Source organism: Sulfitobacter sediminilitoris (genome assembly GCF_010667575.1).
GTDB lineage: Bacteria > Pseudomonadota > Alphaproteobacteria > Rhodobacterales > Rhodobacteraceae > Sulfitobacter > Sulfitobacter sediminilitoris.
In genome coordinates, this window is record NZ_JAABNT010000001.1 from 20,179 (window position 1) to 43,085 (window position 22,907).

The 22,907-nt window shown below is 58.3% G+C and carries 22 protein-coding genes; 12 read left to right on the top strand and 10 right to left on the bottom strand.

Annotation, left to right across the window (positions count from 1 at the left end):
- Positions 1-223 precede the first annotated feature (223 nt).
- The 7 genes from GV827_RS00110 (at position 224) to GV827_RS00140 (ending at position 6,958) form a co-directional block, all read left to right on the top strand.
- Positions 224-2,344, top strand: coding sequence for a sensor histidine kinase (locus GV827_RS00110; RefSeq protein ID WP_164351669.1), 2,121 nt, complete (start codon positions 224-226; stop codon positions 2,342-2,344).
- 128 nt (positions 2,345-2,472) lie between these two features.
- Positions 2,473-3,285 (top strand): chromate resistance protein ChrB domain-containing protein, encoded by an 813-nt coding sequence (locus tag GV827_RS00115; RefSeq protein WP_164351670.1) that lies wholly within the window; start codon positions 2,473-2,475, stop codon positions 3,283-3,285.
- Entirely contained in the window at positions 3,282-4,529 is a 1,248-nt protein-coding gene (gene chrA, locus GV827_RS00120) for a chromate efflux transporter (protein ID WP_164351671.1), read from the top strand. The genes GV827_RS00115 and chrA overlap by 4 nt, the downstream gene beginning before the upstream one ends.
- Positions 4,530-4,601: 72 nt before the next feature.
- Positions 4,602-5,084, top strand: a complete 483-nt coding sequence (locus GV827_RS00125; RefSeq protein ID WP_164351672.1) for an SspB family protein — start codon at positions 4,602-4,604, stop codon at positions 5,082-5,084.
- 88 nt (positions 5,085-5,172) lie between these two features.
- Complete coding sequence (gene fumC / locus GV827_RS00130; RefSeq protein ID WP_164351673.1) at positions 5,173-6,564, top strand: class II fumarate hydratase; 1,392 nt, start codon at positions 5,173-5,175, stop codon at positions 6,562-6,564.
- The gene (locus GV827_RS00135) at positions 6,561-6,737 is read left to right on the top strand and encodes a DUF4169 family protein (RefSeq protein ID WP_164351674.1); all 177 of its coding nucleotides are present in this window, start codon (positions 6,561-6,563) and stop codon (positions 6,735-6,737) included. The genes fumC and GV827_RS00135 overlap by 4 nt, the downstream gene beginning before the upstream one ends.
- Entirely contained in the window at positions 6,734-6,958 is a 225-nt protein-coding gene (locus GV827_RS00140; RefSeq protein WP_164351675.1) for a ribbon-helix-helix domain-containing protein, read from the top strand. Before GV827_RS00135 ends, GV827_RS00140 begins: the two co-directional genes overlap by 4 nt.
- Before the next feature lie 217 nt (positions 6,959-7,175).
- On the opposite strand, the gene GV827_RS00145 is transcribed toward GV827_RS00140, so the two are convergent.
- The 4 genes from GV827_RS00145 to GV827_RS00160 all read right to left on the bottom strand — a co-directional run bounded on the left by GV827_RS00145 (position 7,176) and on the right by GV827_RS00160 (position 11,561).
- Entirely contained in the window at positions 7,176-8,063 is an 888-nt protein-coding gene (locus GV827_RS00145) for a fructose bisphosphate aldolase (RefSeq protein ID WP_164351676.1), read from the bottom strand.
- A gap of 68 nt (positions 8,064-8,131) precedes the next feature.
- Positions 8,132-9,484 (bottom strand): cytochrome P450, encoded by a 1,353-nt coding sequence (locus GV827_RS00150; protein WP_164351677.1) that lies wholly within the window; start codon positions 9,482-9,484, stop codon positions 8,132-8,134.
- The gene (locus tag GV827_RS00155; RefSeq protein WP_164351678.1) at positions 9,481-10,746 is read right to left on the bottom strand and encodes a hypothetical protein; all 1,266 of its coding nucleotides are present in this window, start codon (positions 10,744-10,746) and stop codon (positions 9,481-9,483) included. Before GV827_RS00155 ends, GV827_RS00150 begins: the two co-directional genes overlap by 4 nt.
- Positions 10,747-10,808: 62 nt before the next feature.
- Positions 10,809-11,561 carry a cytochrome c biogenesis CcdA family protein gene (locus GV827_RS00160; protein WP_164351679.1) on the bottom strand — a complete coding sequence of 251 codons (753 nt, stop codon included), beginning with the start codon at positions 11,559-11,561 and terminating at the stop codon, positions 10,809-10,811.
- Between the two features lie 65 nt (positions 11,562-11,626).
- Between GV827_RS00160 and GV827_RS00165 the strand changes: the two genes are divergently transcribed.
- Positions 11,627-11,881 (top strand): sulfurtransferase TusA family protein, encoded by a 255-nt coding sequence (locus GV827_RS00165; RefSeq protein ID WP_235929990.1) that lies wholly within the window; start codon positions 11,627-11,629, stop codon positions 11,879-11,881.
- A 54-nt stretch (positions 11,882-11,935) separates the two neighbouring features.
- Here GV827_RS00165 and GV827_RS00170 read toward each other — a convergent pair whose 3' ends face one another.
- Positions 11,936-14,746, bottom strand: a complete 2,811-nt coding sequence (locus GV827_RS00170; protein WP_164351680.1) for an Rne/Rng family ribonuclease — start codon at positions 14,744-14,746, stop codon at positions 11,936-11,938.
- A gap of 542 nt (positions 14,747-15,288) precedes the next feature.
- Here GV827_RS00170 and GV827_RS00175 point away from each other — a divergent pair.
- Complete coding sequence (locus tag GV827_RS00175) at positions 15,289-15,579, top strand: hypothetical protein (protein WP_164351681.1); 291 nt, start codon at positions 15,289-15,291, stop codon at positions 15,577-15,579.
- Between the two features lie 51 nt (positions 15,580-15,630).
- Here the strand turns inward: GV827_RS00175 and GV827_RS00180 are convergent, their stop codons facing one another.
- The 5 genes from GV827_RS00180 to purC are packed head-to-tail and all read right to left on the bottom strand — an operon-like array spanning position 15,631 to position 20,476.
- Positions 15,631-16,965, bottom strand: a complete 1,335-nt coding sequence (locus GV827_RS00180) for a sigma-54-dependent transcriptional regulator (RefSeq protein ID WP_164351682.1) — start codon at positions 16,963-16,965, stop codon at positions 15,631-15,633.
- Between the two features lie 4 nt (positions 16,966-16,969).
- Entirely contained in the window at positions 16,970-18,727 is a 1,758-nt protein-coding gene (locus GV827_RS00185) for a sensor histidine kinase (protein ID WP_164351683.1), read from the bottom strand.
- A 36-nt stretch (positions 18,728-18,763) separates the two neighbouring features.
- Entirely contained in the window at positions 18,764-19,432 is a 669-nt protein-coding gene (gene purQ, locus GV827_RS00190; RefSeq protein ID WP_164351684.1) for a phosphoribosylformylglycinamidine synthase subunit PurQ, read from the bottom strand.
- Positions 19,432-19,662, bottom strand: coding sequence for a phosphoribosylformylglycinamidine synthase subunit PurS (purS, locus tag GV827_RS00195; RefSeq protein ID WP_164351685.1), 231 nt, complete (start codon positions 19,660-19,662; stop codon positions 19,432-19,434). Before purS ends, purQ begins: the two co-directional genes overlap by 1 nt.
- A gap of 52 nt (positions 19,663-19,714) precedes the next feature.
- On the bottom strand, positions 19,715-20,476 hold the full coding sequence (gene purC, locus GV827_RS00200; RefSeq protein WP_164351686.1) for a phosphoribosylaminoimidazolesuccinocarboxamide synthase: 762 nt from the start codon (positions 20,474-20,476) through the stop codon (positions 19,715-19,717).
- A gap of 158 nt (positions 20,477-20,634) precedes the next feature.
- Between purC and GV827_RS00205 the strand changes: the two genes are divergently transcribed.
- The 3 genes from GV827_RS00205 (at position 20,635) to GV827_RS23950 (ending at position 22,768) form a co-directional block, all read left to right on the top strand.
- Complete coding sequence (locus GV827_RS00205) at positions 20,635-20,952, top strand: DUF1476 domain-containing protein (RefSeq protein ID WP_164351687.1); 318 nt, start codon at positions 20,635-20,637, stop codon at positions 20,950-20,952.
- 145 nt (positions 20,953-21,097) lie between these two features.
- Entirely contained in the window at positions 21,098-21,295 is a 198-nt protein-coding gene (locus GV827_RS00210) for a hypothetical protein (protein ID WP_164351688.1), read from the top strand.
- 48 nt (positions 21,296-21,343) lie between these two features.
- Positions 21,344-22,768 carry a phosphatidylglycerol lysyltransferase domain-containing protein gene (locus GV827_RS23950; RefSeq protein WP_164351689.1) on the top strand — a complete coding sequence of 475 codons (1,425 nt, stop codon included), beginning with the start codon at positions 21,344-21,346 and terminating at the stop codon, positions 22,766-22,768.
- Positions 22,769-22,907 lie beyond the last annotated feature (139 nt).

Genomic DNA, 22,907 nt, shown 5'->3' on the forward strand with positions numbered 1-22,907 from the left:
TTCTTATTCTCCGCCCATTTTTGCCCAATTTTTCGGTAATATTGAAAAATACGGGTCCAGATTCCACTGCGTCGCTGGACATTGAGCGGATCCTGCCAATTGCCATCAACGGCCTCGGAATATCGCGCAGGATAGAGCAAAAGCCCCGCTGATGCCCTAATTTGCCCCGATTTCTTTGTCAGAAAGGGTTCAACAAACTCTGATAAAGAAAAGGGTGACAGGTATGAGCAAACCACAGGCGAAACGCCGTTACAAAACGCAGTTATCTTTTGTCGCACAGCCCAAGCTGCGCCGTTTGCTGGCACGTGGCCTGCTCGTAGGATTTGTAGCCGCAATCATGATCGGCATTGCTTACAAGATTGAAGATCTTTCGTTCCAAAGCTACTTGCGCGATCAAAAGCTTGAGACAACGGTCAAGGTGATTGAAATTCGGGAAAAGATCGAAGCAGACGTCTTTCACCGCATTCTCGACCTCAATGAACTTGCGACAGTGCTTGGTCAAAACCCCGACATGTCCCCAACGGAATTCAACCTGAAGGCGGTCGACTTTCTGATGGCGTATCCTGAGGTCAAGAATATCGCCGCGGCGCCAGATCTGTTTGTGGAGATGGTTTTCCCACTGCGCGGCAATGAGGCGATCATTGGCCTGGACTACCGACAGAACGAAGAACAATTCGCCGGGGTCGAAGAAGCAATACGTACTGGCGAAGGGATCATCACCGGGCCGGTGGACCTTGTTCAGGGTGGCCGGGGTTTGATCATGCGCAAACCGGTATTTACGCGCACTCCGACAGGCATCAAGAAACCTTGGGGCATCCTTTCAGTCGTATTGGACTACGACAAGTTCATGGAGCGCATTGGCATCCCTGAATTTGAGAAAGAATTTGATATCCTGATCCGCAACGTCGGCACCCACAATAGTATGCCTGCTGAGGTTCTTCTTGGAAGTCCGGCTATCCTGAACCAAAATCCGATTGAGCTTGCCTTCAATTTCCCATTTGGCAACTGGCAGTTTGCAGCGACCCCCAATGGTGGCTGGCCTGTTCACCGGCCTGGTCATGTCGCCGGGTGGTTTCAACGCGGCCTGCTTATCACGTTTTGCCTGATCACGCTTTGGTATGTGATGAGCTTGCTGGACCGCCGCCGCCTGGCAGAAAAACTGCTTTCGACCGGTATCGAGGCGATTGATCATGGTTTTGTCATGTTCGATTCAAACCGTCGTCTTGTGGCTTTCAACAAGAAGTACAAGCAACTCGCGGGTGGCTCTGGCATGGTAAGGATCGGTGCGCTTTACGAGGACATCGTCAAAGCCAACCTTGATGCCGGGCTGATCCCTGATGCCGTGGGCCGGGAGGAGGAATGGTACGCAGAGTGGTCTCAGCGCCTTGATATCAAGGAAGCGGACAAAGAGCAGATCCTTGCCGACGGGCGTACCATTCGCGCTTATGACCGCCCTATGGAAGACGGCAGCGTTGTAGGGCTGCGCATCGACATAAGCGACCTCAAGAAGGCGCAGATTGCAGCCGAGGCTGCCAACAAGGCCAAGACTGATTTCATGGGGGTACTCAGCCATGAGCTACGCACGCCTTTGACGGTGATCTTAGGCCATGCACAGCTGGCCAAGAACTTCCGCAGCATGCCTGCCTATAAAAAGTTGCTTGCGGAGATTGAGACGCACCCGGAGCTGACGCAAGAGGTGGAGCCAAAGCTGGATGCAATGAGCGACCAGATTGGCAAGATGATGGAGGCGATTGAACGTTCGGGCAATCACCTGTTCACCCTGATCAGTGAAATTCTGGACTTTGCCAAGATCGATTCAGGCACACTGTCGATGGACATGGAACCTGCAACCGCGTGCGACATCGTCGAACCTGTCGTCGAACAGATGCGACCCATGGTCGTACACAAGGGTCTGCGTCTGGACGCCCAGTGTGCGCCACTTGACCTCGTTGGTGACAGCAAACGCCTGCAACAAGTCCTGATCAACCTGATTGGTAACGCGTCCAAGTTTACCGATAACGGGACAATTTCGGTCGAAGTGGCACAGGAAGGGGACGACATTCTGTTCAAGGTGCAAGACACCGGCATCGGCATCCCAAAAGAGCATCTGTCACGCGTCTTTGAAGCCTTCCATCAGGTCGATTCCACGTCGGGTCGCAAATATGGCGGGACCGGTCTGGGCCTTGCAATCTCACGCGACATTGCGCGTGCGCATGGCGGCGATATGTCAGCCAGCAGCATTGAGGGCCAAGGCAGCACCTTTACATTGCGCATCCCCCGCGCCGAAGCGGTTGCAAAACCGCAAGAGGCTGAGGAGCACGAGATCGAAGCCCTGGTCGCCTGATCCCTCCCCATCTCCGGCGCTTGACACCAAGTGCCGGGGATGGTGTCCTTGCGTCATGGGGAGTACCGCGAACGCCCCGTGAGGCCCCGGCCGGAGGTTCGCATGTTTCCAAGCAAAGGATGCATGCCATGGCTGCCCCGAATGAAATTACGGTCTCCCAATTGTTGCGCCTGATCGGAACACCCGTTTGCCCCGCGATTGTCGACATTTCCATTGATCCGGATTTCGCCGAGGATCCTTTCTTCATTCCCGGAGCCTTTAGGCATCCCCATACAGATTTTCCCGGTCTGGTAGAGCGTTTGGATGGTGAGGCTTGCGTGGTGGTCTGCCAGAAAGGCATCAAGCTCAGTCAGGGAATGGCGGCCTTGTTGCGGTCCAAAGGCATTCAGGCCGAATTTCTGCAGGGTGGAAACTACGGCTGGCGCGCCCATGAAGGGAGCCCGCGCGTCCCGGCCAAGATTATTCCGAACGACGTTGACGGCCGCACCCTGTGGGTCACGCGTCATCGCCCCAAGATCGACCGCATCGCCTGCCCATGGTTGATCCGACGCTTTGTAGACCGCCAGGCCAATTTTCTTTTCGTCTCTCCCGCCGAGGTGACGGGCGTTGCGGAGCGATATGGTGCGGTACCATTCGATGTTGAAAACACCTTTTGGTCGCACCGCGGTGACACCTGCACCTTTGACACAATGCTTGAAGAATTCGGTTTGCGCACGCCCGCACTTGACCGTCTGGCGCAGGTGGTCAGGGCGGCGGATACCAATCGGCATGGCGATGCACCGGAAGCCGCAGGTTTGCTCGCCCTCTCCGTTGGTCTGTCACGGCAGTACAAAAACGATTTGGACCAACTTGAGGCTGGAATGGCGATGTACGATGCGCTGTACCGTTGGGCGCGGGACGGTCAAGGCGAAGGCCATGACTGGCCCGGAGGCAAGGGATGAGCGCCCCGGCATGGGGGATGCTGACCCGTATCTTTGGCCGTATCGGTCTTTTGTCTTTCGGTGGCCCTGCTGCCCAAATCGCACTGATGCACCGCGAACTGGTTGAAGAGCGGCCGTGGCTGAGCGAAGCTGCCTATCTTCGCGCGCTGTCGCTGTGCATGCTTTTGCCGGGGCCGGAGGCCATGCAATTGGCCACCTACGCCGGCTGGCGTCTGCGGGGTATCGCCGGGGGGCTGCTTGCTGGTCTGCTTTTCGTGGTTCCCGGAGCCATCGTGATTGCCGCTCTCGCCCTTGGCTACGCGTTCTATGGCCAGCTTCCGCTGGTACAGGCGGCATTTCTTGGCATCAAAGCCGCCGTGATCATCGTTGTTTTTCAGGCACTGCGCAAAGTTGCGGGCAAGGCGCTTCATGAGCTTCAGGGCTGGCTACTTGCCCTGCTTTCATTTCTGGCGCTTTTCCTGTTTGGCCTGCCTTTTCCGCTGATCATTCTGACCGCAGGGCTTTGGGGCATGCTCATCAATGCCGGGTCAACCGTGCCCGAAAACATCGTGACACCGCCAAAGGCGCATAGCCTTGCAACGCTGTTGATCTGGTCAGCCTTTTGGGCCGCCCCGCTTGCGTTCCTCTGGGTGACGGACCAGTCTTTCTTGCTACAACTTGGTCTGTTTTTCTCAAAGCTTGCCGTCGTCACCTTCGGCGGCGCCTATGCGGTGCTGGCCTATATGACCCAAACCGTCGTGCAGGACTATGGCTGGATCACCACCGATCAGATGATCGACGCATTGGGTCTGGCCGAAACCACGCCGGGGCCGCTTATTCTGGTGACGGAGTTTGTCGCTTTGCTGGCTGGATTCGCGCAATCGGGCATCAGCGGGGCGATTGCGGCAGGGCTGCTGGCGCTATGGGTCACCTTCACACCGTGTTTTTTGTGGATATTCCTTGCCGGTCCGTATCTTGAGCGCATTTCTGCGCAGCCCCGGCTTGCCGGTGCGCTTCAAGCGATTACAGCGGCAGTGGTGGGTGTGATCGCCAACCTCTCACTTTGGTTCGCCCTCCATGTGCTTTTCGCTGACGTCACGCCAAATGCGATCGGGGCAATGCCGCTTCCAATTTGGTCGAGCTTCATTCCTGCGGCCGCGGGATTGACCCTGTTGGGCGCTGTTCTGATGCTGGGCCTGAAACGCGGCTTTGTCAGCACGATGGCGCTTCTTGCGCTCACAGCTCTTGGCCTGTCGATGGTTTGAGCCCGCACCCCCTTTCGCTCCTCTACAAAAGAGGTATGGTGGACATGTGCAAGCGACGATCCGGGGGAGCCCATGAGCCGCGAGATTGACTATGGCAACCTGATGCATGACGCAATGCGGGGTCTGATCCGCAAGGTGCTTCTTGACGTGGCCGACCGTGGATTGCCGGGCAACCACCATTTCTTCATCACCTTTGATACGTCTCATCCTGATGCGGAGCTGGCCGACTGGCTGTCAGACCGATATCCCGGCGAGATGACAGTCGTGATGCAGCATTGGTACGACAATCTTAAGGTGACCGACGAAGGCTTCTCGGTGACGCTGAATTTCGGTGATGCACCTGAACCGTTGTACATCCCCTATGACGCGATCCGTACGTTCGTGGACCCATCCGTTGAATTCGGGCTGCGCTTTGAGCAGCAAGAAGGCGAGGACGCCGACGAAGATGATACCGCGACAGTGGATGCGGCCGAGGACAACCCTCCGAAAACACCGGTGACCGAGGACAAGGCAAAAGACGCCGAAATCGTATCGCTCGATTCCTTCCGCAAATAAGCACACCGTTAGCGCCACCGCCTGATTGCGTCACGGTCACGGCGGGGCTACACCCGTGCCAACGCAAGAAGAAATCAGGAGCCGGATCATGGCCGACACACGCACCGAAACCGACAGCTTTGGCCCATTGGAAGTCCCTGCGGACAAGTATTGGGGTGCGCAGACGCAGCGGTCGATCATGAACTTTCCCATCGGCTGGGAAAAGCAACCTGTAGCGATCGTCCGCGCCTTGGGCGTGATCAAGAAGGCCTGCGCGACCGTGAACCTTGGGTTTGACGATCTGGATGCAGCCCTTGCCCCCGCGATCCAGCAAGCCGCGCAGGAAGTGATCGACGGCAAGTTTGACGACAACTTTCCTCTGGTGGTTTGGCAGACCGGGTCGGGCACACAGTCGAACATGAACTCCAACGAGGTGATCTCGAACCGAGCGATCGAGATCTTGGGCGGCGAGATGGGGTCCAAAACCCCGGTACACCCCAATGACCATTGCAACATGGGTCAGTCATCAAACGATACCTTCCCCACGGCGATGCATGTGGCCATTGGCATGGTGGCACGCGACACGCTGCTGCCGGGCCTGCGCAAGCTGCAAGAGGCGCTGGCGGCCAAATCCGAAGAGTTCAAGGACATCATCAAGATCGGCCGCACCCATACGCAGGACGCAACCCCGCTGACTTTGGGCCAGGAATTCGGCGGCTATGCGCACCAGATGAAAAAAGCGATTGAGCGGGTCGAAGCCTGCCTGCCTGATATCTACGAATTGGCGCAGGGCGGCACGGCAGTTGGCACCGGCCTGAACACCCGCAAGGGATTTGCCGAAAAGGTCGCGGCGGAAATCGCCAACATTACCGGCCTGCCCTTTGTCACCGCCCCCAACAAGTTCGAGGCGCTTGCCGCCCATGATGCGATGGTCATGTTCTCAGGTGCGCTCAAGACTGTTGCCGCGTCCATGTTCAAAATTGCCAATGACATGCGTCTGCTGGGCTCCGGCCCCCGCTCCGGTCTGGGCGAACTGATCCTGCCTGAGAATGAGCCGGGATCGTCGATCATGCCGGGCAAGGTGAACCCCACGCAGGCCGAAGCGCTGACCATGGTCTGTGCCCATGTCATGGGCAACGATGCGGCGGTCGGCTTTGCCGGATCGCAGGGTCACTTCGAGTTGAACGTCTATAACCCGATGATGAGCTATAACGTGATCCAATCCATGCAGCTTTTGGGCGACGCCGCCAGCAGCTTTACCGACAACATGGTTGTGGGGACCAAGGCCAATGAAGAGCGTATCGAGAAGCTGATGAAAGAAAGCCTGATGCTGGTCACAGCGCTGGCGCCTACCATCGGCTATGACAACGCCACCAAGGTGGCCAAGACAGCCCACAAGAACGGTACGACGCTGAAAGAAGAGGCGATTGCACTTGGCTTTGTCGATGCAGAAACATTTGACCGCGTGGTGCGGCCAGAACAAATGATTGGACCCAAATGAGCGCCCCCATCAACCTCAACAAAGTTAAAAAAGAGCGCAACCGCGCCTCGCGCAAAGCCCGCGCCGATGAGAATGCCGTGGCTTTCGGGCAAACCAAATCCCAGAAAGAGGCGCTGAAAGCACGCGCCCAGCAGATCGCACGCAATCTGGAAGCCCACAAACGCGAGACATGAGCGGGCGTCCGGTCAAGCATTCAGTGACCTTGAAGGGGCACCGGACGTCGGTGTCCCTTGAGGATGAGTTTTGGCAGGAGTTCCGCGCCTTGGCGGCGGAAAAAAGAATGCCGATCAATGCCTTGGTGGCCGAAATTGACGCAGAGCGCGGCTTGGAAATGGGGCTGGCGTCAGCCATCCGGCTCTATGTGCTGCGGGCGCTGAAGGACCGTTTGCGGTGATCTCTTTGTGGCAGGCGCATGAAAATGCGTCCTTCCCGACTTCTTTTCAAATTTGAGAACGCGATGTCGAAAGGTGTACTGCCGGACCAGCATGGACAATGCCCTTCAACGAAGGGGATTTCAGGCAACCCAAGACGCCGAATGGATCATTGTCTTTTCCAGCAATGAACCGATCCGACGTTTCAATTATCTTTTCATGTCTGGGAAAACGATCCCCTCAAGCGACTGACGCTTCATAGATCTTGTCGATGTTCTTGCCCAACGCTGTCTCAAACTCCGCATCCGACATCTTCACATTCAGCCCTTCGGTCAACGCCCGCGAGAAACTTGCGATCATTTTGGCGTTCTGCGCCAACCGGGCGCTCGCCTCGTCCGTCGAATACCCCCCGGACAGCGCAACCACGCGCAGGACATTCGGATGATCGGCCAAGGCGTCATACAGCCCCGGCTGCTCAGGGATCGTCAGCTTGAGCATCACCAGCTCGTCCGCATCCAGCCCGTTGATGTGCTGCATCAGCGCCGCCGCCAGCATCTCTTCGGCTTGCGCCTTCGTCTTGGAATGAATGTTCACTTCAGGCTCAACAATCGGTACCAGCCCGGCGGCACAAACGGCCTTGGCCACTTCGATCTGCTGCGTCACGACCGCGTCGATCCCGGCCTCGTTCGCCTCGTGAATGACCGAGCGTTCCTTGGTCCCGAAGATACCCTTGTCCACCGCGCGCGCCAGCAGCGCGTTCAGATCAGGCATCGGCTTGAGCAATTGGACGCCCTGCGCCTCGTCCTCGAGACCCTTGTCGATCTTCAGGAAAGGCACCACGCCATTGTCCTCCCACAGAACGGCGGGCACCGGCTTGCCATCAATCTCTCCGTCCATCGTGCGCTCAAACAGGATCGCGCCGATCACCTTGTCCGAGGAAAAGCAGTCCGCCTTGATGATCCGCGCGCGCATCTCGTGCATGGCGGCAAACATTTCTTCATCACCGCTGTAATCCGATGGCTCAACACCATAAAGGCTCAGCGCCTTGGGGGTCGATCCGCCCGACTGGTCCAGCGCCGCGATAAACCCTTTGCCGGTTTCCATCTGCGCCTTTTGTGCTGCGTTCATTGATCCATCCCCGTTTTGCGATTCCGTTGGACCGCTTGATAAGTCATCCGGCGGCAGGATGGTAGAACCTACCTGCGCTCCAGTCGCAGCCAAATGCCTTTCTCCGATCGCACGGTCAGATGTGCCACGGGCACCGGTACCCGTGCAGGGTCGGCCACGACGCGGAAATCGCGCAGGATCCGGGACAGGATCAATGGCCCTTCGACCATCGCGAACCCCGCACCCGTACAGACACGCGCGCCCGCTGAGAACGGAATAAACGCCTCGCGCTGGCACTTCGCGCCGTTGTCGGTGTGCCAGCGTGTGGGATCAAACCCATCCGGGTTGTCCCAAAGTCGCTCGTGCCGATGCAGGTGCCAAGGGCTGATCACCACCTGCGCACCGGGTTGGATCTCCCGGTCCCGGAACCGTTCGGGGCAGGTTGTCTGGCGCACCATCATCGGCACCGGCGGATAAAGCCGCAGCGCCTCGCGGAACACATCGCGGCTCAGCTTCAGTTTCGACATCACTGCGAAGTCTGGACCGTCCAAAGCCTGCGCCTCTTGGGCAAGCCTTTCCTGCCAATCGGGATGCGTCGCCATCAGGTACAGCGTCCACGCCAGTGCCGACGCGCTGGTCTCATGCCCTGCCAGAAAGAAGATCGCGACCTGATCGACCATCTCGGCCTCGTCAAAGCGATCTCCGGTCACCGGGTCCGCCGTGGTCATGATCTTGGTCGCCAGGTCGTCCGGCGCGGTTCCCGTCCCAATCGCTTTCATCCGCTCATGGGTCAGCTCTGCAATCAAGCGCCTGATCTTCTGTGCGCTTGCCTTGGTGCCACGCCGAAAGAACCGTGGCATCCAGCGCGGCAATGGCACAAAGGCTGCAAGGTTCAACAGGGGCTGCGAGCGTTGATAGTGCCTGAATTCATCGAAAACCGCCCGCGCAAGGTGGTGTTCGATTGGTATCGAGAAAAGCGTGCGAAAGATCACATCCGCGGCCGCATGGCTGGTCTCGGCCTCGATCTCGATTGTTTCACCCGTGTGGGCATCCAGCCTTGCCGCCGCCGCCTCTGCCGCGTCCCACATGGCCGGAAAGGTCTCGCGCAGCCGCCCGCCCTCGAACGCCGGATCAATGATCCGCCGCTGCCGTTTCCAAGTCTCGCCGTTGGTCAGGAACACCGAGTTTCCAAGCAAGGGGCGCAGCCCTTCGCCGATCCGGTCGGATTTGGGGAAATCATCTGGCCGCTCCTTCAGCACCGTGCGGATCAGCTCGGGCTGGTTCATCAGGTAGCTGCGGAAAAACGGCGTGCGAAACTCTGCCATCCACGCCCGGTACAGCCGCGCCGGCTGAGCTGACAGAATATCCTGCCGAAACAGTCGGGCATACCGCCAGAGCGATACCTTGTCTGGCCTGCTGGGCGGCTTGGGCGGCGTGCTCATGCGGCGATAGAGGTGTATTTGCTGACTACCCGGTCGATGCGAGAGCGCGAGGGCGCGCGGCCTGAGTACCGGGCACCGAGGGTCAGAGGGCCAGCGGTGATCTGGAAGTAGTCATAGTCCTTAGGCCGGTCGAAGGCGCAGAGATATTGGAAATGCAGTCGGAAGAACCGCCAGCGCAGTTCCTTCCAGCGTGCGGGGCTTAGCGTCTGGGTAAAGGCAGCCGAAAAGACCAGCGGCCATTTCTTGTTCTCAGGAGCCACGCCGGAAACCGAAACCGGATCGCACAGCGCAAAGGCACAGCCATCCCCCGGCGCCGTCACATCCACCCATGTGATCTCATCCCGGGCCGAGAGATATTTCAGGTCGGCGCGCAATCGATGTGCGTCTGACAGAAAAGACACCATTGGCATCACCTGCCCCAATGACAGGAAAGACAGCGCAGGAGCGTCTTTCGGCACCCTGCCCTGACGGATCAGATCGGCCAGGATCGACACACTCAGATGCGCACCAGAGGAATGGCCGACGACCAGCACCTCGTCCACGTCAGTGTTCAGCGCTTGGCCAACAGCATCGGTGAAAATGGCAATTCGCGCCTCAAGCTCTGGCGGGTTCGCGCCCCGCGATGATGCTGAATAGGAATAATCATGCATCAGGTAATAGGCAAAGAACTTCCCGTCCTTCTTCTTGAACCACCGCAACAGGGAAACCCCGCTCAGCAATCCGGCTGAGGCTGCGACCGCAGCCGCGCCCAATGCGGCGTCCTCAGGTCCGGTCACCAGCCCGATGGCCCATGCGGTGGCCAAGCCAGCAAGGCGCGCGATCAGCCAGCCGAACAAAACAGCCAAACAAAGCTGCGCCAGCAGCATTCCAATGGGATAAAGCGCCGCAATCACTGGTCCCTTGCGCAGTTTCATCAGCCGCCACAGCGCACCCGAAGCGATGTAGACCCAGGCTGTGCGCACCAGTTGCAGGTATGTCGCCGGGATCGACGTGCTCATGCTGTCACGCACGATGTCGGACCAGACCAGAACCTCCACTTCCGCCTCGACCGTATCTCCGTCAATCTTGGAATGTACGGTCCAGCCGTAGTTCCCGCCGTCTGCCGCCTTGGGTTTCAACCCGATCTCATAGCCCGAAATCTCTGCCTGCGCGGTCCCTTCCTTGCGGTAAAGTTCGCGATAGCGGCGCGGATGAATTGGGTCATAGCCGGGAATATAGAAAACCCGGCGTCGTTTGACCTGATGTGTTGAAGCTCTGCCCATCGCGCCCTCTTTGGCGCATCATAGCCGCGTTTTCGGGCAAGGGTAAGACTTCAGGCCCTGTGCTAACCAAGCGCGCCAAGCGCCGGAAAAGTCTCAAGCAGCCAGAAGGCGAAAGTGGAAAATGCACCCGTCACCATTGCCAGTCCCACAATGATCAGCAGACCGCCCATCACCCGTTCAATCAGCTTCATGTGGCGCTTGATGCGATTCATCATGCCCATGGCACGCGTAATGAATATCGCGGCAAGCAGGAACGGAATGCCCAAACCGGCAGCATAGATACCCAAGAGCAAAGTCCCTTTGGATACGGATGCCTCAGAAGCAGCGAGCGATAGGATCGCGCCAAGTTGCGGCCCGATGCAGGGCGTCCACCCAAAAGCGAAGGCAAGACCCAGGACATAAGCCCCAAAGCTCGATCCCCCCTTGTCGCCCGCATCCAGCCGCGCTTCCTGATCCAGAAACGGAATACGGAACAGGCCAATGAAATGGAGGCCGAAGACAATGATCACGACACCGGAAATCTTCGCGAACAGAACCTGATTTTGCAGGAAGAATGCACCGAATGCTGAGGCCGTGAAGCCAAGGATCAGAAAAACCGTGCTTAAGCCCAGCACAAAGAACAGCGCCGCGATGACCGCCTTACGCCGTGCTTCTTTCTCACTCGACATATCCTGAAGCGACACGCCGCTCATATACGCCAGATAGGGTGGCACGATGGGCAGGACGCAGGGACTGAGAAAGCTGATCACACCCGCGATCAGCGCCACCAGCATGGCAGGCAGTAACCCTGCGTCTATGATTTCAATCCCGAACATGGCTCACACTTAATCGCGATTGCCCGCCCCGTCACCTGCACAATTGTCACAAGGCCGTTGATGCGATGAAACAACTGCCCTATCTGGCGGATATGGAGATACATGATCTTGATGCCACCGGGCTTCTATGCCCCCTGCCCGTGCTGAAACTGCGCAAGCGTCTGACAGCTTTGCGACCGGGCGACGTCATGCGCCTGCGCGCGGATGATCCGGCTGCGATTGTTGATGTTCCCCACTTCTGTGCCGAAGCTGGCCATACCCTGATCGAGACGACGGACGAGGGGTCAGCGCAAATCTATCACGTCAAAAAAGGCGGCTAGAAACGCAAAAGGCAGGTCGCGATGGACCTGCCTTTCTGATTAATTTCCCTGCGCTTAGCGGCCCAAAGACCACCAACCTTTGCGCTTGGACTTTTTCGACTCTTCCTTTTCAGGCTTTGCCTCGGCTGCCGGTGCCTCTGCCGCAACTGGCTCAGGCGCGGGGGCCGGTGCCTCTTCCTTGGCAGGTGCAGGGGCCTCCGTTGCTTCCTCCGACTTGGGTGCCGCCTTTGGCTTGGCCTTGGCCCGGCTCCGCGTGGCCTTCTTCGGCTTCTCCTCGGCCTTGGCGTCTTCTGCCGCTGGTTCGGCGGATGCATCGCCCTCTCCGGCCTTCTTTGCCCTGCTGGTACGAGAGCGTGTCGATTTTGCCTTGGCCTTTGGTTTTTCTTCTTCCTGCGGTGCCGCCTCTGCCGCTTCTACAGCATCAGAGGTCTTGGCATCGACGTCCGTCGCCGCCTCGGCTGCTTCCGCCTTGGCTTTGGGCTTGGCACTACTGGACCGCGTGCGGCTGCGCGTGGTCTTTTTCTTGGGCTTCTCCTCGGCGCTGTCAGCGGCAGCTGCATCAGCCTGATCAGACGGTTCATCCTTGGGCTGAACGGCTTCTGACGCTTCTTCGTCCGCAGGCTTTTCTGTTGCTTCGGCCTGCTTGCCATTCGCGTCCTCGTCTGAGGACTGATCGCCTTGGTTTTCATCGGACTGCTGATCACCGTTGCCGTTCCGACCCCGGCCACCCCGGCTGCGCCGACGACGGCGGCGGCGCTTGGGCTTGCCCTCACCATCCCCGTTATCGGCATTGTCACGGGTATCGCGATTGTCACGGGCTTCCGGGGCTTCCGGGGCATCATCTTCTTCTGCTGCTGCTACCGCCTCGGCCTCATCCTCGTCAATCTGGTCCATCAACGACGTATCAACCGACACCACATGATCACCGGCTTGCGAGATGTTTCGCGTTGCCGTCTTGAACTTCTCCATCGAGAAATCGGGGCTGACCAGAGATGGGTCGCCTTCAATGCGCACGGCCATGCCATAACGGGCCTCGATCTGGGCCACGTGTTCGCGTTTTTGGTTCATCAGGAAGTTGGCGATGCCAACCGGCGCCTTGATCAGCACCTCACGGGTGCGGCGGCGGGTGCCTTCTTCTTCCATCTGGCGGATGATCGACAACGCGAGGCTATCGTCAGATCTGATCAGGCCAGTGCCGTGACAGGCCTGACAAGGCTGGGTCGTCGCCTCGATCATACCGGGGCGCAGACGCTGGCGCGACATTTCCATCAAGCCAAACCCGGAGATCCGGCCAACCTGAATGCGTGCACGGTCCGTCTTGAGCTTGTCCTTCATCCGCTTTTCAACGGCTGAATTATTCTTGCGCTCATCCATATCGATGAAGTCGATGACGATCAGGCCTGCAAGATCGCGCAGACGCAACTGTCGGGCCACTTCATCAGCGGCCTCAAGGTTGGTCTTGAGCGCGGTTTGCTCGATCGAGCCCTCCTTTGTCGCCCTACCAGAGTTCACGTCGATGGCAACCAACGCCTCTGTGACGCCGATCACGATGTAGCCACCCGACGGCAGTTGAACCGTGGGGTTGAACATACCTGCCAGATAGCCTTCGACCTGATAGCGGGCGAACAGCGGCAGGTTTTCCTCGTAGCGTTTCACGTTCTTGGCGTGGGACGGCATGATCATCTTCATGAAGTCCTTGGCGATGCGGTAACCCCGCTCTCCTTCGACCAGGATTTCGTCGATCTCACGGTTATAAAGGTCCCTGATCGACCGTTTGATCAGATCGCCTTCTTCATAGATTTTTGCGGGCGCAATGGACTTCAGCGTCAGCTCGCGGATCTGCTCCCACAACCGTTGAAGGTACTCGTAATCGCGCTTGATCTCTGCCCGCGTCCGCTTGGCCCCGGCTGTGCGCACGATGAGGCCCGCGCCCTGAGGCACCTTGATCTCATTCGCGATATCCTTGAGCTTTTTGCGGTCGGCGGCGTTTGTAATCTTGCGGCTGATGCCACCGCCACGCGCGGTGTTTGGCATCAGGACGCAATACCGGCCGGCCAGCGACAGATACGTGGTCAGTGCAGCGCCCTTGTTGCCACGCTCTTCCTTGACGACCTGCACCAGCAGGATCTGGCGCACCTTGATGACTTCCTGAATCTTGTAGCGGCGGGGACGCGGCTTGCGGACAGGGCGGATGTCCTCGCTATCGTCCTCTTCAGCAACAGATTCGATGGATTCGTCTTTCGATGTGGCATCGGCGCCTTGGGCGTCGTCCTCATCGTCATCGCCCTCATCCGAAGTTTGATCATCACTGTCGTCAGTGCTGTTGTCCTCTTCGCTGGCCTCTGGCGTATCGACAGGTGATTCCGCCACCCGCTCCATGGGTGAGGACGCCTCGTTCTCATCGACTTCGACTTCGTCGTCATCGGTCAGATCAACGGTCTCCATGCCCTCGATCTCGGTCGAGGTCGTGGCGTCATCCGTCTTGGCATCCTCGGCCTTGGATTTGGACCTGCCGCGCGAGCGTGAGCGGCGCTTGGGCTTGGGTTCTTCATCGTCCTTGGCGGCCTGCGCTTCGGCATAGGCCCGCTCTTCCTCGATCAGCGCCTGACGGTCGGCTACGGGAATCTGGTAATAATCCGGGTGGATCTCGGAAAACGCGAGGAAACCGTGGCGGTTTCCACCGTAGTCAACGAATGCCGCCTGAAGCGACGGTTCGACCCGTGTTACCTTGGCGAGGTAGATGTTGCCAGCAAGCTGGCGTTTGTTTTCGGATTCAAAGTCAAATTCCTCAACCTTGTTTCCGTCAACCACCACAACGCGGGTTTCTTCCGCGTGGGTGGCATCGATAAGCATTTTCTTAGGCATGTTCTCACTATGCACACGGCATGAACCAGCCTGCCCCCGGGGGGCGCCAGTGGTTTTGCAGTGTGACTTGTCTGGGCGATAGCTGACGGCGCGAGGGCGGGGCCTGAAAAGACCTGTCCGTTCCTGCTCAAAGCTTCTGCGCGCGTCATCGCGGTTCTTCTCCGATACGGGTCAGGGCCTCGGCCCCGCCGTATCCATTTATAAACTGAGTTCTTTTCGGGGTTTGCCCCGTCAGACCATCAGCGGTTCTCTGGCCGTTTCCGGCCCAATCGGTCTGCGTGTACGGCCCTCGCTCGGACCTGCACCAGCAGCGAAACTGTTATCAGGACAACCCTGACGCGTAGGCGTCAACCAATCCCGTAACCCTAGATAAGGGCTTTGCCGCGCAAAACACAATGGGCAATTGGACGTTGCAACGGCAATTCGCCAGTTTGCCCCACTTTGCTTGACAAGAAAGGTCGGTTCTGGCTCACCTGAGCGCGCATTTATTCGTATTATCGCACACGCCATCTGTGGCTGCCTCAAGACCCGAAGGACCATCCATGCACATTCTCTTGCGCTCCACCCTCGCCCTTTCTGTTCTTGGAATGGCGGCCTGTGACGAAATCGCGGTCGCCAATGATCCCGAAGCATTGGCCGAACTGCGAGGACAGAAAACCTGCGTTGCGGCCGTGGCCAAGGAAACCGGCGCATCGGGTGTCGCGCTCAACACCACCATCCCGATTGTCGAGCTCAACCGCTTCATCGTCGATGTTCCCAACGCCGCATCCTGGACCTGCGTGACAGATCAGAACGGCAAAGCGATTGAGATCGTCGAGCGCCGCACAGGGTGAACCGGCAGCGCGCCACGATCTAAGCGATCCGAAAAGACACCAGCCTAAGGTCTAAAGATAGTCCGAGCGTTGCAGACCATACTTCGCCATCTTCTCATTCAATGTCCTGCGTGGCAGGCATAGCTCGTCCATAACGCTGGCAATTGATCCCTTGTGACGCCGCATCGTGTTGTCGATCAGCATCCGCTCGAAGGCTTCCACATATTCCTTCAAAGGCTTGCCCTCTGTCGTCATCACCGGCTGCATCTCTTCGTGATCCGACATCAGCAGCGACGCGATGGTGCCGGAACCGCGCCGGGATTGCAGGACAGCCCGTTCCGCCACATTGATCAGTTGCCGCACGTTGCCGGGCCAAGGGGCTTGCAACAGCTGTGCCGCCTCTTGCGCGCTGACCTGCGGCGCCTCGCACCCATATTCCTCTGCGAATTGATCGGATAGGCGCGTGAACAGCGTCAGGATGTCCTCGCCGCGCTGGCGCAAAGGCGGCACCGTGATCCTGAGGGCTGCCAAACGGTAGAATAGATCGCTCCGCAACGCATCCTCGGAGGTGCGCCCCGCTTCCTGCAAGTTTGAAATCGCCACGATCCGCGTCTCAGCCGGCGTGCCCTGTTCGTTGATGACACTCAGCAACCGCGCTTGCAGCGTCTCGGACAGGGCTTCGATATCTTCCAGAACCAATGTCCCACCGCGTGCCTCTTCAATCGCGGGCAATTGCGCATCTTCAGGCTGCATCGGACCGAACAGGCGTTTGGAAAGGGCCTCTTCTTCAAAGGCACCGCAGGACACCAGAACGAATTTCTTGCCGGCCCGGGAACCCACGGCGTGAAGCGCATGAGCCACGAGCGTTTTCCCGGTGCCTGTTTCGCCATCAATCAGGACATGGCCATCCGCCTGTCCCAGATCGAGGATGTCCTCGCGCAAACGCTCCATCACCGGGCTTTGCCCGATCAGCTTTTTCATCAGCTGCCCGCCGTCTGACAACTCGCGCCGCAGCGCCCGGTTGTCCATGACGAGACGACGTGCGTTGGTGGCCTTCTTGGCCAACTCGCTCATCCGGTCCGGGTTGAAAGGCTTTTCAAGAAAATCAAATGCGCCCACGCGCATGGCTTCGACTGCCATTGGCACATCACCATGGCCGGTGATCATGATCACCGGCAAGGCGCTGTCATTGCCCATCAGCTTTTTCAGGAACTGCATGCCGTCCATGCCGGGCATTTTGATATCGGAAATCACGATGCCCGGATATTCAGGCCCCAGCGTTTTCAGCGCATCTTCTGCTGATCCGAACGTCTCGGTATCGTAGCCGGAAAGCGCCAGCCATTGGCTGATCGATTGGCGCATATCCTGTTCGTCATCGACAATCGCAATCTTCATCGCCTGAGCCATCGTATCACTCCGCAGCTTCTACTGTGTTCTTTTCGCCCATGATGGGCAGTTGCATTTCAAAGACCGCGCCACCGTTCTGTCCGTTGCGCGCCGTCAGTCGTCCCCCTAGGTCGTTCACGATCCCCGACGAGATAGCAAGCCCCAACCCCACGCCGTCGCCCGCCTGTTTCGTCGTATAAAACGGCTCAAACAGCGCATCGAGGTCTTCAATCCCCGGTCCGTTATCGCGCACGGTAAGCGTCGCCGTCTCTCCGGCGGACAGGATGATCTCAACCTGCGGGTCTCTTACTGATTTGGTGGCATCAAGAGCATTGCGCAAGAGGTTGACGATAACCTGTTCAATCCGCATCCGGTCCCCGATCACCATCACCGGCTCGTCCGGCAGAATGCGCGCGATCTGCACCTTTCTCTGGCGCAGTTGCGGCTCCATCATTGACAGGGATGAAGCCAGCGCAGCCCCTATATCTACAGGCGAAAACGCTTCCTGACCTTTGCGCGCATAGGATTTGAGCTGCCGAGTGATCGCGCCCATCCTTTCGATCAGATCGTCGATACGTCCGAAGGACGACAGCGCCTCATCCGGGCGGTTGCGCCGCAACAGCAACCGCGCACCCGCCAGATAGGTTTTCATCGCGGCCAATGGCTGGTTCAACTCGTGGCTCACAGCCGCGGACATTTCTCCTAAGGCCGCCAATTTGCTGGATTGTTCCAGCGTTTGTTCGGCCACGGCGAGCGTCTCTTGCACGCGTTTCCTTTCAGCGATTTCCCGCTGTAAGGCGGCGTTCAATGCGCGAAGTTTGGCCGACTCTCGCTGAAAAATCGCCAGCCTGCCCGCTGTGCGGCGGCTCAGGAAATAGAATGTCAGTGCCAGAAGAATCGCAAATCCCATGACTTCGAGCGCCAGCACGCCGTTTACGCGCTCGCGCACGCTTTCGTAGGTCGTGTAGCTGATCATGCGCCAGCCCCGGAACGGAATGCGGTTTTCCAACCGCATGACCGCTTCGCCCTGCAGATATGCATCTGGCGGTAAGGCCGTCCAATCGGCGGTGGCCTGAATGGCCCGCTCAATCGCGGTTTGCGGGGTGTGATTTGCCAGCGCCTCTGGCTCCGTCAGGCCGCGCCAACGGGGGGATGTCGCTAAAATGATCTGACCGGTGCTGTCCATCACAATGACAGCATCCGAAATGCCCGCCCACGCCCGCTCGAATTTTTGCAGATCCACCTCTACGGCGATCACACCCAAGGTGCTGCCACCCTCCTGGATGCGACGGGAATACATGAACTGGTACCCGCCCCCCTCACGTTGGATGGTGGTGAAGATCGTTGCATTCGACCTGATCGCATCGACGAAATACGGCTCTGACCGATGTTGCGAGCCGAGACGGTTGCGGTCCGTCGCCGCCACCGTCCGCCCATCAATGTCATACAACATCAAAGAGGCAGCACCGATTTCCTCAACGAAAGAGATCAGTCGCTGTGTCGACAGGGAATAATCAGCATCCTTAAGCGCGTTGATCAACGAAGGATCGCGGGCCAGAAGCTGTGGCACAATAGCGTTCTGGCGCAGTTCGGCCATCAGGTTGCCGCTGTAAAGCGCAATCCGCAGTTCAGCGCGATTGCGCGTCGTGTCGGTAAATCTGTCGGTCAGCAGCTTGTTCGTGACCGAAATAACGATCACCGCGATGATCATCAAAACACCAATCGCAAGGCGCACGCGCCACGATACGGCCAGGGCAGACTTGGTATCCGATGTATCGCTCATTGCCGCACAGTACGCGCGTGCAGCACAACGCTCAAGTCACGCTGCTGTCAGCGCACCGGCCAATGCGCGAAAGAGCGCCACCCCGTCGGTGCCGCCGTGACCAGCATCCGCCGCCCGCTCAGGATGCGGCATCATGCCCAAGACCCGACGGTTTTCCGACAAGATGCCCGCGATATCGGCCTGCGCCCCGTTAGGATTATCCGTATAGGTAAAGGCCACCCGGTCCTCGCCCTGAAGACGCGCGATGGTGTCCGGGTCAGCAAAGTAATTGCCGTCGTGATGGGCAATCGGAATGTTGATAATATCGCCCGCGTTATAACCCATCGTGAAATCGCTGTTAGACGTCTCGACCTTCAGGCCGACGGTCTTGCAAATGTATTTGAGCCCCGCATTGCGCAACAATGCGCCGGGCAGCAACCCTGTTTCGGTCAGAACCTGAAAGCCGTTGCAGATGCCCATGACATAGCCGCCGCGCTCCGCGTGGGCCTTGACGGATTTAACAATCGGAGATTGCGCCGCAATCGCGCCGCACCGCAGATAGTCACCGTATGAAAATCCCCCCGGTATTCCGACGATATCAATGCCGCCGGGAAGTTCCGTGTCCTTGTGCCAGACCATCTCGACCTGCGCACCCGCGTTTTCAAAGGCGACAGCAAGATCGCGGTCGCAGTTGGATCCGGGAAATACGACGACCGCCGCGCGCATTAGTAAAGCTCCACCGTGTAGGATTCGATCACCGTGTTGGCGAGCAGCTTTTCACACATCGCGTTGACGTCGGCCTCTGTCGTGCCGTCGGCCAGATCAAGCTCTATCACCTTGCCCTGCCGCACGCCGTTCACACCCTCAAAACCCATGGCATCCAGCGCGTGATGCACCGCCTCGCCCTGTGGATCAAGCACCCCGTTTTTCAACATCACATGCACCCGTGCCTTCATCGCTCCGCCCCTCGCTTCATCTTTCCACTACAATTCCGCTCCGACGCCTGTCTCAGTTGATCAAGGTCGGTTTGGTGATCGGCGTCGATGTCTTGGGCATCACGCCCAACCGCCGCGCAACCTCGGTATAGGCGTCTGTCAATGACCCCAGATCACGCCGGAACACATCCTTGTCCAGCTTCTGACCTGTCTCAATATCCCACAGACGGCAAGAATCAGGGCTGATTTCATCGGCGATGATCAGGCGCTGGAAATCACCGTCATAAACGCGGCCAATCTCGATCTTGAAGTCGACCAGCCTGATGCCGACGGCCATCATCACACCGGACAGGAAATCATTCACACGCAGCGCAAGGCTGAGGATGTCTTCCATATCCTGCTGGCTGGCCCAGCCAAATGCCGCAATGTGTTCTTCCGTCACCAGCGGATCGCCCAGGCTGTCGTCCTTGTAGCAATATTCGACAATCGGGCGTGGCAACTGCGTGCCTTCATCAATGCCGAGCCGCTTGGACATTGTTCCTGCTGCATAATTCCGAACGATCACCTCTAGCGGAATGATCTCGCACTGGCGAACAAGCTGCTCGCGCATGTTTAGTCGCTTGATGAAATGCGTCGGCACGCCGATCTGGTTCAGTCCGGTCATGAAAAATTCTGACAGACGGTTGTTCAGAACACCCTTACCTTCGATCACGTCCTTTTTCTGGGCGTTAAAGGCGGTGGCATCATCTTTGAAATACTGAACAATCGTACCGGGCTCAGGGCCTTCGTACAGGATTTTCGCTTTGCCTTCGTAAATCTTCTTGCGCCGGGCCATGGGCGTCCTTTCGGGATAGCAGGCAGGGGGGCTCCCCAACCCTGTTGTGGCCCTCTTAGTCTATGGTCCCATGTCCTGCAAGCGCAGGTGGCATCTTGTCTTCTCGACCGCATATGTCCATTTTGGTAGGATACAGGTGTCACCAAGGAGTAGCCCACATGACCACGATGAAAGATCGCGAAAACGCCTTCGAAAACAAATTTGCCCATGACGCTGAAATGCAGTTCAAGGCAGAGGCACGCCGCAACAAGTTGTTGGGTCTTTGGGCAGCCGAGCTCTTGGGAAAATCCGGTGAGGCGGCAAACGAATACGCCAAAGAGGTGATCAAGTCCGATTTCGAAGAAGCCGGTGACGAGGACGTATATCGCAAAGTGTCCGGCGATCTGGGCGACAAGGCAGATGAAACGACGATCCGTGCCAAGATGGTCAGCCTGATGGCCGAAGCCAAGGCGCAGATCATGGAAGAACACGACTGAGCCGCTTCTTTTAGCGAACTGAACAATTCAACGCGTCTTTCCAGCAAATGAAAGGCGCGTTTTTCGTGTCCACACCAAAACATTAACGATCGCTTAAGTGCGACGGCCTATCTACCCGTCGGGGGTTCGGAGAGGGGCTTTTTGCATGAAATCACTTATCAGGTCCGTCCGCTGGACGGGCGTCAGAAGGTTTGCCGTTCCATTCGGGATTATGGGGGCCTGTATTTGGCTGCTGGCAACGCGTATTGATGCGTCCACCTTCACCCAGCTTCCATCAGCGATCCGGGCCGTGCCATTAGCGCTCTGGGGGATGGCAGCAGGCTTTGCCGCCCTTAGTTTATGAGCCGTGGCGCGATATGACGGGGTTGCTCACAGACATTTTCAAACCGGCGTGCGCGCGCGCCAGGCACGGATCAGCGGGTTTGCTGCCATCGCTATTGCACAGACAGTGGGTTTCGGCATTCTTACAGGTGCTGCTGTGCGTTGGCGTATGCTGCCGCAACTCGGCCTCAGCACGGCGCTGCATCTTTCCACCTTCGTGTCCATTACGTTTATGCTCGCTTTGGCGTTCCTCACCGCCCTGGCGTGCCTGGTCCTGCCAGCCCCGGCATGGTTGACCTTGCCTGCGATTGGCGTTGCACTGCTGATCCCCGCAGCCATCCTCACCATCAGTTTTGCCCCCCTCGGCGCCCCCTTGCGGCACAGGCTACGCTTGCCCAGCTTGCGCGCCAGCGGTGCCATCCTTGGCTGGGCGGCCTTGGATATCACAGCGGCTGCGGCGGCGCTCTACTTGCTGATTCCCGCGACTGACCTGAGTTTCACATTCTTCCTGCCCGCCTTTCTCCTTGCCCTCGGAGCCGCGATGCTATCTGGCGCACCCGGCGGCGTGGGGCCCTTTGAACTGATGCTCTTTTCCTTGCTCCCCACAGTCCCGACGCCTGACCTCATTGCGGGAATCGTTGGGTTCCGCGCGCTTTACTATGCGGTACCAGCCCTGATCGGCGTTGCGATGGTGTTTTCGCCTTCCAAGTCAAATCTGACTTCGGCGGTGCAAACCCGCTCCGCACCAATCCCTGCATCAAAAGCCGAAATCGGTGTTCTCGCGCAGAACGGCGAACGGCTGCTTCACCATGACCAAGGCACCTGTGCGCTTTGGAAAACGACGCAAACCGCAACCATGCTCTTTGATCCACTGGCTGGCTCAGCAGCCCCTGCTTTGGACCGGCTGAAAACTGTTGCCCGGACCAGCAATCTGGTGCCATGTATCTACAAATGCAGTGAAAAGACAGCGCTTACCACCCGCAAATTGGGATGGCGCGTCGTCCGGGTCGCCGATGACTTCCATCTCGATCTGGATACATATGACCCTGACACCCCTGCCCGCCGTGGTCTACGGCGAAAGCTGCGCAAGGCAGAACGCGCTGGCGTTCGCATACAACGCGCCACGACCCTGCCGCTTGACGCAATGGCTGAGGTTGACGCCAATTGGCAAAGCGCACATGGCCGCGCGCGCGGCGGCAGCATGGGTCGTTTCTGTCCAGCATACCTGATCCGGCAGGAGGTCTTTCTGGCCTATCTAGGCGGTGATCTGGTCGCTTTTGCCAGCTTTCATACATCGGGGAACGGGCTTTGCCTTGACCTCATGCGCCACCTTGAGGACCTGCCAGACGGCACAATGCACTTGCTGCTTCACCATGCCATGGCACGAAGGTTACGAGGATATCAACCTCGCCGCCGTACCCAGCCTGCCAGACTGGATGCACCGGATCGCTCCTTTGCAGCGGCGATTGGACAAACCCGGCTTACGTCAGTTTAAATCCAGCTTTGCGCCCACACGACACGCCCGGTATGCAGCGGCGCCGGACTTGGCGGCCCTTGCCATCGCGCTTTGCGATATCGCGACAGAGGTGCATCAGCCCCGCCCACTCCCACAGATCAACCCACCTCATGATCAA

Bases quoted from the DNA above. Each gene is read 5' to 3' on its own strand.
- chrA (WP_164351671.1), top strand. From the start codon at position 3,282: ATGAGCGCCCCGGCATGGGGGATGCTGACCCGTATCTTTGGCCGTATC.
- purS (WP_164351685.1), bottom strand. From the start codon at position 19,662: ATGAAGGCACGGGTGCATGTGATGTTGAAAAACGGGGTGCTTGATCCA.
- GV827_RS00180 (WP_164351682.1), bottom strand. From the start codon at position 16,965: ATGGCTCAGGCGATGAAGATTGCGATTGTCGATGACGAACAGGATATG.
- GV827_RS00150 (WP_164351677.1), bottom strand. From the start codon at position 9,484: ATGAGCACGCCGCCCAAGCCGCCCAGCAGGCCAGACAAGGTATCGCTC.
- purC (WP_164351686.1), bottom strand. From the start codon at position 20,476: ATGGCCCGGCGCAAGAAGATTTACGAAGGCAAAGCGAAAATCCTGTAC.
- GV827_RS00155 (WP_164351678.1), bottom strand. From the start codon at position 10,746: ATGGGCAGAGCTTCAACACATCAGGTCAAACGACGCCGGGTTTTCTAT.
- GV827_RS00170 (WP_164351680.1), bottom strand. From the start codon at position 14,746: ATGCCTAAGAAAATGCTTATCGATGCCACCCACGCGGAAGAAACCCGC.
- purQ (WP_164351684.1), bottom strand. From the start codon at position 19,432: ATGCGCGCGGCGGTCGTCGTATTTCCCGGATCCAACTGCGACCGCGAT.
- GV827_RS00125 (WP_164351672.1), top strand. From the start codon at position 4,602: ATGAGCCGCGAGATTGACTATGGCAACCTGATGCATGACGCAATGCGG.
- GV827_RS00210 (WP_164351688.1), top strand. From the start codon at position 21,098: ATGAAATCACTTATCAGGTCCGTCCGCTGGACGGGCGTCAGAAGGTTT.
- GV827_RS00115 (WP_164351670.1), top strand. From the start codon at position 2,473: ATGGCTGCCCCGAATGAAATTACGGTCTCCCAATTGTTGCGCCTGATC.
- GV827_RS00165 (WP_235929990.1), top strand. From the start codon at position 11,627: ATGAAACAACTGCCCTATCTGGCGGATATGGAGATACATGATCTTGAT.
- GV827_RS00135 (WP_164351674.1), top strand. From the start codon at position 6,561: ATGAGCGCCCCCATCAACCTCAACAAAGTTAAAAAAGAGCGCAACCGC.
- GV827_RS00145 (WP_164351676.1), bottom strand. From the start codon at position 8,063: ATGAACGCAGCACAAAAGGCGCAGATGGAAACCGGCAAAGGGTTTATC.
- GV827_RS00160 (WP_164351679.1), bottom strand. From the start codon at position 11,561: ATGTTCGGGATTGAAATCATAGACGCAGGGTTACTGCCTGCCATGCTG.
- GV827_RS00110 (WP_164351669.1), top strand. From the start codon at position 224: ATGAGCAAACCACAGGCGAAACGCCGTTACAAAACGCAGTTATCTTTT.
- GV827_RS00185 (WP_164351683.1), bottom strand. From the start codon at position 18,727: ATGAGCGATACATCGGATACCAAGTCTGCCCTGGCCGTATCGTGGCGC.
- GV827_RS00175 (WP_164351681.1), top strand. From the start codon at position 15,289: ATGCACATTCTCTTGCGCTCCACCCTCGCCCTTTCTGTTCTTGGAATG.
- GV827_RS00205 (WP_164351687.1), top strand. From the start codon at position 20,635: ATGACCACGATGAAAGATCGCGAAAACGCCTTCGAAAACAAATTTGCC.
- GV827_RS00140 (WP_164351675.1), top strand. From the start codon at position 6,734: ATGAGCGGGCGTCCGGTCAAGCATTCAGTGACCTTGAAGGGGCACCGG.
- fumC (WP_164351673.1), top strand. From the start codon at position 5,173: ATGGCCGACACACGCACCGAAACCGACAGCTTTGGCCCATTGGAAGTC.